This window comes from Chamaesiphon sp., from assembly GCF_041737865.1.
Taxonomy (GTDB): Bacteria; Cyanobacteriota; Cyanobacteriia; order Cyanobacteriales; family Chamaesiphonaceae; genus Chamaesiphon.
In genome coordinates, this window is record NZ_JBGSQZ010000152.1 from 34,639 (window position 1) to 46,549 (window position 11,911).

The following is an 11,911-nucleotide window of genomic DNA, read 5'->3' on the forward strand; positions in this document are numbered from 1 at the left end:
TGAAATACTTAAACTGTAGAACTACCCTCCACCCCAACGAACAACAGCAATCTAACCACTATTCACCATTCACTAATTTATGTCCTACTCATTAATGATTCACGGTGGTGCTGGTGCCCTAGAAGATCTCAAATGTGAAGCCAGCGAAGCAACATTTCAAGAGAGTATTACCGCGATTTTAGAACGAGGTCGCGAACGCCTAGAACGCGGCGATAGTGCCTTGGATGTAGTGGAGTATTGCGCTAGCCTCCTCGAAAACGATCGATTGTACAACGCGGGACGCGGCTCAGTACTCAATGCCGATGGTAAAGTGGAAATGGATGCCGCCCTGATGGACGGACGCGATTTGCGAGCTGGGGCGGTAGCGTGTCTACGAAGTATCAAAAATCCGATCTCCCTCGCGCGGCGGGTGATGGAGCATGGCGAACATGTCCTACTGATGGGCGAGGGAGCCTTGGAGTTTGCAAAATTTTGCGAGATCGAAACTTATCCCGACGATTACTTTATTACTGAGGCGCGAATTAAGCAGCTAGCCGAAGTGCAGCTAGTAGGGGGAATGACGCTAGATCACCAGCGAGTTAAACCGTCCCAAAAGCTGGGGACAATTGGAGCAGTAGCGCGGGATCTGCAAGGCAATCTCGCGGCGGCGACATCCACAGGTGGATTGGTAAATAAACGCTGGGGGCGAGTTGGCGATACGCCGATAGTCGGGGCGGGAGTCTTTGCGGATAATGACACCTGTGCGGTATCTGCAACGGGCTATGGCGAACAGTTTTTGCGAACGGTGTTTGCGAAGACTATTTCCGATTTCGTCCAGTTTCGAGGCATGGATGCCCAAGCTGCGGCGCAGGCGGGGATTGATTACTTGGTTGCGAAGGTAAATGGCGAGGGTGGAGCGATTGTCATCGATGCTGCGGGACGCTGTGCTGCGGCGCAGTCTACTTCTGGTCTGATTCGCGGCTGGATTGAAATGGGGGGGAACACAAACTGTAAGCTAGGTTGATATTTCTGTTGTTAGGGTGGAAAAATCTAGTCAAATATTGTCTAGAGTAAATTTACAGCATTTTGAAAATTAGCTGCTCCCTTTCCAGTGTCAATTAGACATCTAGTGTGGGGGGTGAATGGTGAATCATGATGTCTATTTCTTGAGTGGGAAGGGAGTATGAGTACAATCAAAGTCGAAGTCTGCGAAATATTGGAAATCAAACCTCACAATAATGCCGATGCCCTTGAACTAGCTACCGTTCAAGGTTGGCAAATGTGTGTCAAAAAAGGTGTCCATCAACTTGGCGATTTAGTTGTGTATTTCGAGCAGGGTACTGTGTTGCCCAAAGAAGTTGCCGAGCAGTTGAATGTTGGTGCATACCTGTCTGAGAAAACTGATATTAATGGCGATCGAGTTTTGGTAGTTCACCGGATCAAATTACGCGGTGAACCATCATTTGGACTAGTCGTTCATCCCGAAGAGGGGATGAAATTGGGTGAGGATGTTGCCGATTTTTACAACGCAACAAAATACTTTCCGCCAGTTAAGGCGCAAGCAGGAGATAGTGCTAGTGACGATCCATATTTTCCTAAATATACCAATCTGGAAAATATGCGGAGCTACCCCAATTTATTAGAAATAGGGGAATTAGTCGTGGCGACTGAAAAAATTCACGGCACCAATTGTCGGGTGGGTTTCGTATGGCATTCTGACGAAGAACAGCCGACAATGATGGCTGGTTCGAGAACCTTGCGGCGGAAAGAACCGGAAGATCCGATCTCAATGGTGGCAAATACTTACTGGTTTCCCCACACCTTAATTGGTGTCAAAAATTTGCTGTCAGATTTGCAAAGTCAAGGACACAAACAAGCGATTTTATATGGGGAAGTATACGGACAAGGTATTCAAGCTTATACCTATGGTGCGAAAAGAATAAGTTTTCGCGCTTTCGATCTGATCTTGGATGGTAAATATGTTGATTATCCTATTTTTAAATCTCTATGCGATCGACACCAAGTAGAAAAGGTACCATTAGTATATGAAGGTGCTTTTTCACTAGATGTTATTCGCGGATTTTCTGATGGTGATTCACTCATCGGCGGTACTCACGGTAGGGAAGGCGTGGTAGTCAAACCCAGGATCGAAAGGGACGATCCGAAGTTTGGTAGAGTAATCTTAAAGTATATTGGCGATCGCTACTTGTTTGGCAAAGTTGCCGAACAAGATACCACCGATGTATAGATTTTCATTTTTCCAAGACATAAGAGTATCTTTTGTAGGTACTCTTGGCTCTACGAGTCCTCAGTAGCTTTGTCGAGAACGATCTCATCACAGAAATCCCCGCTAGTCGCAAGAAACGCCGGATTATTCTCAAGTGGTTAGTGCAAAAATTTGAATTAGAACGACGGTATTCCGAACAGGAGTTGAATCAAATTATCAAACCCATTCATATCGATACAGCCACGCTCCGACGGGAATTGGTAGGTTACAATATGATGCAAAGAGACAATAGTATTTATCAGCGCGTTCCCGAATCTGACTGGCGGATGGATTCAAACTATTAAATTTCGATCGATCTAACCAAATACATTCCCTGTCAATCATTTAACACTCAATGCTTTTTAAAAACTTTTTCAAGCTTTTCATCTCCTGTCTCGTTTGCTGGCAAATTTCTGCCCCAACTAGTACCGCCCTCATCCAATCCAAATATTACAGCTATCGACAACCCAGCTTTGACGGTACGGGCAAATATTACATGGGTAGAGAAATCGCCCAGGTGATGGGACATCAAGGTGCAGGCTGGCTAGAGCGTCCAGATCGCGCTACAGAGGAGCAACCCCAAAAAATGATCGCCGCACTGGGATTGAAATCTACAGACGTTGTAGCGGATATTGGAGCGGGTACAGGCTATATTTCCCAGCTCCTAGCTCAACAAATACCTGAAGGTAAAGTACTTGCCGTTGATGTGCAGCCAGAAATGATCGAACTGTTGAAACAGCGGATGAGCAAAAATAAGATCGTCAATATCCAACCCCAATTGGGTACCGAGCAAAGTCCAGAATTACCCGCAGCCAGTATCGATCTCGCCATTATGGTAGATGCCTATCATGAGTTCAGTTATCCCCATGAAATGATGGCAGGTATTATCTCCGCACTCAAACCAGGTGGACGAGTTGTCTTGACAGAATATCGCGGTGAAGATCCGAAAGTCTTCATCAAGCCTCGGCACAAAACCACTCAAAAACAAATTCAGCAAGAAATGAAATCTGTGGGATTAAAACTTCTGAAAAATGAGAATGTTTTACCGCAGCAACATCTCTTCTTTTTTGGCAAATCGTAGTTCAAAACTATTATTTTTAATATAAACAAGCAACTTCCTTTACAGACTAATATTCAGTATGAGAATTTTGCTGAATATTCTCATCCTAATCGAAGTGAGATAATTAGATGGTTGGATGAATGTCAAAAATCAGTCGATCTATGGAATGCAATGTCAAGTGATGAAATCGAAATTGCTGTAAAAATCGATGACATCAATTTGCTAGAAACTCTGTTGAGTCCCTTTGGGGAAGTTAATCATGAATTTATCACCCTTGTATCTCGAACAAATCGATATCGCAACTCAGAAAGGTCGCAATGAAGAAGGAAAATCGTTAATGATTAGAATGTTAACTCGTAAGCTCGGAAAACTGGATGCTGACTCGATCGAGCTTATCAACAGTCTATCCCTAGAGTCGATCGAATCTCTAGGCGACGCATTATTAGACTTCAATACCACCGATGACTTGACAGCTTGGTTAGACAAATCTCTGTCAGGTATACAATAGTTATAAGTTGGACGATCCCCAACTTCCCACACCCCCAACCGTCATCATCCTATGTCCACCAACACGATCGCAGTTTCACTCGAACATTATTGTGAAATGACAGTTAGTGGAATTATTGCCCCTGACGATCGCGATCCGAATAAACTAGTCTTAACTACCCCCGATGGTTATCATTTTCGCGCTGCACCTTTGGGCGATGTCAGCACGATCGAGGGCGATAAACAGTGGCGGGTGATTCCGATTATGCAAACCGATGGTAATATTAGTCGGTTGCAAATCGTCGCCCAGCAGTCTCAGAATGCGCTTGAAGCTGATAAGTTTGTCTGTGTTGGTAGAACTTGCCAAGTCAGTCGCAAGCATAACATTGTCTCGGTGAAGATCGATCGACACGGCGAACAAACTATCCGTCCGACACTGCTCAATCCGCCTGAAGCGATTAAATCAGGGCAATTGTGGCAGCTTGTCGCCCAGCGAGTGGGCAATACCTTAGAGATTCTCAAAGCCACCCAACTCGATCGGATCGCAAGTGAGGAATCGACCGTTAAATCTCTTTCTAGTGTTGCCCCCAAGACCGTCTACAATGCTCGCAACCTCGACAACGATCGCCAGCAACAAATTACCCCGATCGCCCTCTCCGCCCTGAATTTGGAGCTAACCGAGCGAGATTGGGAGCTATCCCTTACCAGAGTCAAGGAGCCAATCTGGGAATGGGAAGCCCAAAGTTTAGTCCCTACAGAATTACGAGCGCGAGTTCAAGTACATGCGCGGACAAAAGTGGCGCGGGTTTATGCTTATCCTCGTCAGAGTAAATTCGCCCCCGCTAATAGCATCCCTGTTGATGGGGAAAAAGTAACCACCGATGAGGGTGATAAGTATTTAGACAGGTTAATTGTCACACCATTAGGTGCAGCGCGAGGGATTGGTGCGTCTTGTTTTCGGGTGCAAATTGGGCCGTACGAAATCGTGATGGATGCAGGGACTCGCCCCAAAGGGAGCGATCCTTTACCTGCATTTGAATTATTAGAACGTCCTAATCTAATCTTAATTACCCACGCTCACCTGGATCATATTGGAGCGTTACCGATTTTCCATCGGGATTTTCCCGATGTGCCGATGATTTGTACCCACGGCACCCGCGAAATCGCCCATGTGATGCTGACTGATGGTTTGAAAGTCCAAGCAGCCCAGCAAAAGCAGGGAAATGAAGACTTCGGACAGGTATTTTCTGCTGACGATCTCGATCGTACCCTGTTCACCCTCCAAACCCAACCCGTCGGCGTGGACTTTTCGCCTCTCCCAGGGTTGACAGTTCGCTTTATTCATGCTGGGCATATCGTCGGCGCAGCCTGTATCTATCTGCAATACGGCAATCGATCGATCCTCTATACAGGCGACTACAATACCACCAGCAGCCGCACCGCAGAGGGCTTGAAACTCGCCGATTTACCCGAAGCCGACATCCTCATTACCGAATCTACCTACGGCGCAGATACCCACCCATCCCGCCGCAGCCAAGAGAGTGATTTGATAAAAGCCATCGTTGAAGTCGTCGGCGCAGGTGGTAATGTCTTAATCCCCGCCTTCGCTCTCGGACGCGCCCAAGAAATCATCCTCGCCATCCGTACCAGCCCCTTATTCCATAGCATCAACGTCCCCGTCTACGTCGATGGCTTAGTCCGCGAAGTCACCGACTTATTCCAGACGCAATTAGACTTACTCCCCGCATCCGTCCAGAATTTCGCCAAAACCCAGTCCCCCTTCTTCAGCGAGAAATCCTCACCACGGATCATCTCGATCGGTTCGCCCAGAGAACGCCCGCTAGCGATCGCCCATCCCTCAGTAATCATCGCCAGTTCCGGCATGTTGACAGGTGGAGCGAGTATCGGCTATGCTAAAACATTATTAGATCGAAAAAATGCGGCTATTTTCATCTCCGGCTATACCGATGAAGAGTCCCCCGGACGCTTATTGCAAAGCCTAGAACCAGGAACTGAAATCGAACTCGACGGTACCCCGCTCACAGTCAGAGCCAAGATTCAACGCTTCAATCTATCTGCTCATGCCGATCGAGTCGGGATTACCCAAGTCATCCACCGCGTTAATCCCCAACACCTAATCCTAATCCACGGCTCCAAATCCGCCCTCCACGAACTCTCTCGCGCCGGAGATTTGCGCGATAAATATTGGATTCACATCCCCGAAGTCGGCGATACCATTACCTTCGGACAAGCACCCGAACACCTCTCTAAAGCCCAGGTAGCGCGAGTCGATGCGGGACAAGAATTTGACATCGAAATCGAAGCCGAATTCGATGGTGCATGGCTACGCATCGCCGATAGCGTCCTCGAAGATCCCCGTTGGCAACATTTAGCCGCTACGGGACTATTATCAGCAAAGTGGACGAAGGGCGGATTGATGCTCAAACCCGCCAGTCATAAATCTTTTGCAGTTGACTCGGCGATCTTGAGTGGGATGGATTGTTGCGCGGTATGCGAGTTTTTCGACGGTTATCTCTGTCGCGGGGAGGATAGTCCCCTCTACAAGCGCGATGTCGATCCAACTGCGAAATGTCCGGCGTTTGTCCGTCAAGTTATGGCGGTTGAATCTCATCCTGTGGATGAGGAATTGGCGGAGGCTTCGATTCTCTTTCAGAGACGCTCCGCGAACGAGGGAATCGATTTGGATCTAGAGGAAGATGAGTTAAATGATTGAATTGGGTGGATTCGACAGCAATTCCAAATTCAAACTTATTTCTATACGTTGTAGGGGCGGGTTTATGCTAGTCAGTCTAGATTGCTACCAACAAATGTAGAACGAACCCGCCCACCCCACCAGTAAGAATCGACGATCGTGGGAGATTCGATTACCTTCGGTACGCTACGCGATCGAGAACTTCATTTAGAAGTTAATGTTAAACTAGAGTTGAGCTAAAACAATACCTGAAGCTATATGAGATATATCGAAGTACCAGGAGAAATAGATGGAAATAATCGACTCATCCTGCATGAGTCACTAAAGGAAATCAAGCCTCAGCAGGTTGAAATTGATATTGTATTTTGTGACGATGATGAAGAAGATTATCGCGAACCAACTAAAGCTGAGATTCTTGCGGATATTGTTGAGAGCTTACGCGAATATTCCAGAGGCGAGTGTACCCCTGTCTCAGAGATGTGGGATGATATTAAGATTAAAACTACAGGAGAAATTAATGAAGAAGGGCAGCTTATCCTCGACCAGCCACTGAAAGAAACTAAACCTCAATATGTTGATGTTGTGATGTGGTTTATTAAAGATGCTAAATCTCCGAATAAATTCGATGAATTTGAGGAAAACAGCTACGAACAGCATTTGGCTCTTGTTAAAGAACTCAGCGAAGCCAGAAGATAGTCCATGCAGGATCGAATACCGACAATCAAGATTTACGAAAGTATTTCATATAAAAAAGAGCTAAAAAAGCTAAACAAAAGATATCGTTCGATCGATAAAGATATTAAACCTCTAATTCAACAATTAGAAGCTGGTGAAACTCCAGGAGATAGAATTGCTGAAAATAAATATCCCGTCTATAAGGTTAGAGTACCAAATAGTGATACTCGAAAAGGAAAAAGTAGCGGTTATCGAGTTATATACTACACGGCAACGCCTGAATCAATATTACTTACGACAATTTACTCTAAATCAGATAGGAGTAATATTAGCAATAAAGAAGTGGAAGATCTAATCGGGAAATATGAAATAGAAATAGATTCTCTTGGGGAGAGACTCTCAGGTCAAGAAACAGAAATTGTAACGGCAGATTCAGAAGATATCGACACGTTGAGTTAATTAGATCGATTGCCTTTGGCACGCTACGCGAGCGAGAGTTAACGATATGCTATCTGAATAGTTGAAATCGATAGCTACCTGGTAAATGGTTTAAAAATGAGTAAACTTATGCCATAAGTTTTTAGCCTCTCGGCTGAATGTGGCACACAACATTCCCATGTGGAGGAATTTACTAAACATTTCAGAGATTTAGCTTGGAAGATCGCTAATTGGATTGAGTCTCATTCTCTGAAATTCAAGGTGCGTTAAATATTCTCTTCCTCCTCATCTTTCTCATGAATCTGGGTGATTCTACCAGACCAATCAATAGGTTGAAGTAAAGAAGCTTTTTGATCGCCAATCATATCACGATATTCTTGTTTAAGATCGCGCACTTTGAGCGATTTTTTCGATTTTACATTGTGTGGTATTTTCAATCCTAACGCATGACAGATTATCGCCACGATAATTGCCTGTTCTTTTTTTGTACCCATGATAGTTCTTTTGGATGAATCCCAGATTAGATCTACCCAAGGTGCATTATCAATATCCATAGATACATGGGTCATGATTGCTTGGATTACATCTGGGATTGACTTTCTTTGAATACCAGCTTGTTTGACAACTTCGGCAATGACATATTGACCAATTGGACGCATGAAGACATTTCCACCAGGAATAGGTTTTTGGCCATCATCCAAGATAGGCTGACTATTTGAATCAGTCAGAAGACGAAGCTCACCTGGTTTTTTAATTCCACTTTTAACATGGTTAAAATCAGGACAACAATCAAGCATCTCTTTCCAGATATTTTCCAGAAATATATAATATTCATCTAGATTGTCATCTGAAGGACGAAATTGCTTAAATTTATTGTCAATTTGCATTCCTTCATTATAAGTACCAAGTAAAATTTCATTTACCTCATATAATACAGTAAGTGTTGTGATATAAGGGTCATTTTTCTTGCCTGGGTTAATCTGCTTGCTTCCCAAGGTATTTGAAACCATTCCCTTGAATATATCACTCTCCTTTACTAAACGACGTGTGACAATTGCAACTGCATCATCTTCATCGATAGCAATATTCATTCCAGAAGACGTTAGCTTCGCTGTTCTATTAAGGGTAGAAAATAATCTACGGGTTCGTCGCAATCCTTCTTCCGATTCTTCATGTTTAAGGATGATTACAGTAATTTCTTCCTTTGCCAAGTCAGGTTGCATTCTTATTGCTTCTTGCATAGACTTTAGGCGATGCTGACCATCCAAGGCATAATAGACTTGGCTTCCATCAAAACGAAGTAGCCCAAAGCCATAACTGCTTCTATCTTTATCATTTAAGAGTTCGTGCTCATCAACTCTTACTAGCGAAAACTCTGGCTCACCTCCATAAACAGCAACAACTAAAGCACCATAAAATCGTTGAGGTTCATTTAAAAGATAGGGAACCATCTCTTTTGCAACACGATCTGTAATTGCTCTTTGGATCAAATCATCGAGATCTTTGTCTGTATGAATTTCTTCTGCAAGCCTACATTCACGAGCAATCTTCCCGATTTTCATCACAGTGACATAGTATTTCCAATCCCCCATGCGGGCTTGTAAGGCTGGTACGTAATCTGGCATGATTTTTGTCCTAATTAACTATATTTATTATTAAAATGCTTTACCCCAATGCTTTTTTCGATCGGGAAAAATTTTATTACATGGAGTCCGACAACACATCAGCAAATGTTCTTCCATCGCATCTACATGGATTCGAGGCAACTCAGCCCACCAAAAAACTAGCCGATTATGATACTTATTAAGCATAATCACCACTTTTTCGCGACCTTTGATATTTTTAGACTCTGTAAGATAGTCTTTGAATCTTTCGGAAAGATGTTGTTGAGCAGCTTTGCCAATGTACAGAGGAATATGTAAATCATCGGCAAATGGCATTCCTAGTTTGGTGGAAAAGCAGTACACACCATAGTTGTCTGGCACCATGCTTTGAGCATCACGAATAAAATTACATTTCTGCCAATTCAGTGACACATTTTGCATCGCTTGTGGGAACTCATCTATGTACTGTGGCAACCACTGAAGAGTAAACTCGTAGTCTCTTTCAATATGCCCTGCAATAGCAGCTTTCTGTTTAGCAAAGTCGTATGGAGAGTTGTCCATCTATATTTTTCGCACTGGCTTTCTCCAAGATTAGTAGTCCTATTATTCCCAAAATCCTCTTATGTATTCAGCTTTGTTGATAAATCATCCAAATTATCTGGTACGGGGATTGGCTTGGCACTTCCCCTCTATCCATCCGTTAATACCTTTAACCGTTCTTCAACGTTGTATCAATCTAATCATATTGCAACTCTGATGTTTGGTGTCGATCGGACGACTGTTGGTGAGATCGTCGCAAAATTCAACATCCACTTCGATCGAACATCAAAATTATGCGGTTGTCTCGTTCGATTGTGTAACTGCCCGATGGGGTGTAGTGAAAGATGATTTTCATCAAAATTGCTACAATAAGGGCGTGTTGCACTCGCTCTCGGCTCTCCACTGGAGAATCGCGGAGTCAGTACTAGCAGGATGTTGCTTCAAACTCCAGCAACCAAAAACTATTGAAATTACCCTTACGTAAACATAAATATGGATATCAAAGCGATCGCTACCCCCCGTCTAGAATGGGCTGGAAATCTATTGGCGATTGGGTTCTATGAGGATGCTGTCGAACTGGGCGGCGATCTTGCCGAACTAAATATCAAGTTATCAGGTGCGATCGAAGCACTGATCTCTGAAACTGAATTTAAGGGCAGCTCAAGCAGCAGTGCCGTAACTCGTGTCGGCGTAAATACCCCTGTCGAAAAAATCATGCTCGTGGGTTTGGGTAAGGAGGCGGAAATGAAGCTCGATACCCTCCGCAAGGCTGGTGCGACAATTGCCCGCACCGCCAAACGCGAAAAAGCAAAAACCCTAGGTATCAGTCTCCCCGTCTGGAATGGCGATGCTGCTGCAACTACTCAAGCCATTAGCGAAGGACTGCTCCTAGCACTACATCAAGACAATCGCTTCAAGTCCGAAGTAAAACCTGAAAGTCAGCTCAAGCTCGCCGAAGTGCATTTATTAGAGTCCGCCGGAAATGATGCGGCGATTGCTAAAGCACAAGCGATCGCTGATGGCGTCATCTTAGCGCGGGAACTAGTCGCCGCACCTGCGAATATCGTCACGCCGATGAGTATGGCGGAAACCGCCGAACAGATGTCCAAAGAATATGGATTCGCGCTCAAAATCTTGGAGCAAGCAGAATGTGAAGCTCTCGGGATGGGTGCATTTTTAGGCGTAGCTCAAGCCTCGGAAATGCCGCCGAAATTTATCCATCTTACATATACACCCGCAGGTACACCCCGCCGCAAAATCGCGATCGTCGGTAAAGGTTTAACCTTCGATTCCGGCGGACTCAATATCAAAGGCGCAGGTAGCGGCATCGAAACCATGAAAATGGATATGGGTGGTGCTGCGGCGATGTTTGGAGCTGCCAAAGCGATCGGCCAAATCAAACCCGATGTCGAAGTCCACTTCATCAGTGCGGTGACTGAAAACATGATTAGCGGTCGCGCCATGCACCCTGGGGATATCCTCACTGCTTCCAATGGCAAAACGATCGAAATCAACAACACCGACGCTGAGGGGCGGTTAACATTGGCTGACGCGTTAGTTTATGCCGATAAATTGGGACTGGACGCGATCGTCGATCTCGCAACGCTCACAGGTGCCTGTATCGTCGCGCTGGGTGATGATATTTCCGGCTTGTGGAGTCCCGACAAGTCCCTCGCCGATGGGATTCTCGCAGCAGCCGAACTCGCAGGTGAAAACTTCTGGCAAATGCCCTTAGCAGATAAGTATTTCGATGGGATTAAGTCACCCATCGCCGATCTCAAAAATACTGGCCCGCGCGGTGGTGGTTCGATCACGGCGGCTCTCTTCCTCAAACAGTTTGTCAAGGATACGCCCTGGGCGCATTTAGACGTGGCTGGGCCAGTTTGGAGCGACAAGGAGAGCGGCGTGAATAATGCTGGCGCGACGGGTCATCCAGTCAGAACTTTGGTGAATTGGGTGTTGAGTTAGATTGGACTCGATCGGCTGAAACGTATGTGGTGGGCAGTGCCCACCCTACAAATATTATAGGGCTTGCTGAAGATCTCAGCAAGCCAATCACTGCAAGGGTTTTGAGCCTTTTTTCAGAAATTAAGTGCAAGGTTTTGACGTTGAAAGGCTCAAAACCCTTGCACTCGATCGCTTGAATCTGG

At 45.2% G+C, this 11,911-nt stretch carries 12 protein-coding genes; 9 read left to right on the plus strand and 3 right to left on the minus strand.

The features are described from left to right. Window positions 1-79 precede the first annotated feature (79 nt). The 8 genes from ACEW9J_RS11730 (at window position 80) to ACEW9J_RS11765 (ending at window position 7,638) form a co-directional block, all read left to right on the plus strand. The gene (locus ACEW9J_RS11730; protein WP_373545299.1) at window positions 80-1,003 is read left to right on the plus strand and encodes an isoaspartyl peptidase/L-asparaginase family protein; all 924 of its coding nucleotides are present in this window, start codon (window positions 80-82) and stop codon (window positions 1,001-1,003) included. Window positions 1,004-1,162: 159 nt separating this feature from the next. Next, window positions 1,163-2,227, plus strand: coding sequence for an RNA ligase (ATP) (locus ACEW9J_RS11735; protein ID WP_373545300.1), 1,065 nt, complete (start codon window positions 1,163-1,165; stop codon window positions 2,225-2,227). 44 nt (window positions 2,228-2,271) lie between these two features. Further along, entirely contained in the window at window positions 2,272-2,550 is a 279-nt protein-coding gene (locus ACEW9J_RS11740) for a DUF2087 domain-containing protein (protein ID WP_373545301.1), read from the plus strand. 50 nt (window positions 2,551-2,600) lie between these two features. After that, entirely contained in the window at window positions 2,601-3,326 is a 726-nt protein-coding gene (locus tag ACEW9J_RS11745; RefSeq protein WP_373545302.1) for a class I SAM-dependent methyltransferase, read from the plus strand. Between the two features lie 238 nt (window positions 3,327-3,564). Continuing rightward, window positions 3,565-3,813 carry a DUF4351 domain-containing protein gene (locus ACEW9J_RS11750; RefSeq protein WP_373545303.1) on the plus strand — a complete coding sequence of 83 codons (249 nt, stop codon included), beginning with the start codon at window positions 3,565-3,567 and terminating at the stop codon, window positions 3,811-3,813. Between the two features lie 51 nt (window positions 3,814-3,864). Further along, on the plus strand, window positions 3,865-6,525 hold the full coding sequence (locus ACEW9J_RS11755) for an MBL fold metallo-hydrolase (protein WP_373545304.1): 2,661 nt from the start codon (window positions 3,865-3,867) through the stop codon (window positions 6,523-6,525). A 237-nt stretch (window positions 6,526-6,762) separates the two neighbouring features. Next, complete coding sequence (locus tag ACEW9J_RS11760; RefSeq protein WP_373545305.1) at window positions 6,763-7,200, plus strand: hypothetical protein; 438 nt, start codon at window positions 6,763-6,765, stop codon at window positions 7,198-7,200. A 3-nt stretch (window positions 7,201-7,203) separates the two neighbouring features. Further along, entirely contained in the window at window positions 7,204-7,638 is a 435-nt protein-coding gene (locus ACEW9J_RS11765) for a type II toxin-antitoxin system RelE/ParE family toxin (protein WP_373545306.1), read from the plus strand. Window positions 7,639-7,883: 245 nt separating this feature from the next. Here ACEW9J_RS11765 and ACEW9J_RS11770 read toward each other — a convergent pair whose 3' ends face one another. Then, the gene (locus tag ACEW9J_RS11770; RefSeq protein WP_373545307.1) at window positions 7,884-9,242 is read right to left on the minus strand and encodes a DNA sulfur modification protein DndB; all 1,359 of its coding nucleotides are present in this window, start codon (window positions 9,240-9,242) and stop codon (window positions 7,884-7,886) included. Between the two features lie 30 nt (window positions 9,243-9,272). Next, complete coding sequence (locus ACEW9J_RS11775) at window positions 9,273-9,782, minus strand: hypothetical protein (protein ID WP_373545308.1); 510 nt, start codon at window positions 9,780-9,782, stop codon at window positions 9,273-9,275. 471 nt (window positions 9,783-10,253) lie between these two features. Between ACEW9J_RS11775 and ACEW9J_RS11780 the strand changes: the two genes are divergently transcribed. Beyond that, the gene (locus ACEW9J_RS11780) at window positions 10,254-11,729 is read left to right on the plus strand and encodes a leucyl aminopeptidase (protein ID WP_373545309.1); all 1,476 of its coding nucleotides are present in this window, start codon (window positions 10,254-10,256) and stop codon (window positions 11,727-11,729) included. On the opposite strand, the gene ACEW9J_RS11785 is transcribed toward ACEW9J_RS11780, so the two are convergent. Next, on the minus strand, window positions 11,698-11,911 hold a 214-nt coding region (locus tag ACEW9J_RS11785; protein WP_373545310.1), incomplete at its 5' end, for a hypothetical protein. The two genes, ACEW9J_RS11780 and ACEW9J_RS11785, sit on opposite strands and share 32 nt — an antisense overlap.

Coding starts and splice junctions, on each gene's coding strand:
- ACEW9J_RS11730 (WP_373545299.1), top strand. CDS start 80: ATGTCCTACTCATTAATGATTCACGGTGGTGCTGGTGCCCTAGAAGAT.
- ACEW9J_RS11735 (WP_373545300.1), top strand. CDS start 1,163: ATGAGTACAATCAAAGTCGAAGTCTGCGAAATATTGGAAATCAAACCT.
- ACEW9J_RS11745 (WP_373545302.1), top strand. CDS start 2,601: ATGCTTTTTAAAAACTTTTTCAAGCTTTTCATCTCCTGTCTCGTTTGC.
- ACEW9J_RS11750 (WP_373545303.1), top strand. CDS start 3,565: ATGAATTTATCACCCTTGTATCTCGAACAAATCGATATCGCAACTCAG.
- ACEW9J_RS11755 (WP_373545304.1), top strand. CDS start 3,865: ATGTCCACCAACACGATCGCAGTTTCACTCGAACATTATTGTGAAATG.
- ACEW9J_RS11760 (WP_373545305.1), top strand. CDS start 6,763: ATGAGATATATCGAAGTACCAGGAGAAATAGATGGAAATAATCGACTC.
- ACEW9J_RS11765 (WP_373545306.1), top strand. CDS start 7,204: ATGCAGGATCGAATACCGACAATCAAGATTTACGAAAGTATTTCATAT.
- ACEW9J_RS11770 (WP_373545307.1), bottom strand. CDS start 9,242: ATGCCAGATTACGTACCAGCCTTACAAGCCCGCATGGGGGATTGGAAA.
- ACEW9J_RS11775 (WP_373545308.1), bottom strand. CDS start 9,782: ATGGACAACTCTCCATACGACTTTGCTAAACAGAAAGCTGCTATTGCA.
- ACEW9J_RS11780 (WP_373545309.1), top strand. CDS start 10,254: ATGGATATCAAAGCGATCGCTACCCCCCGTCTAGAATGGGCTGGAAAT.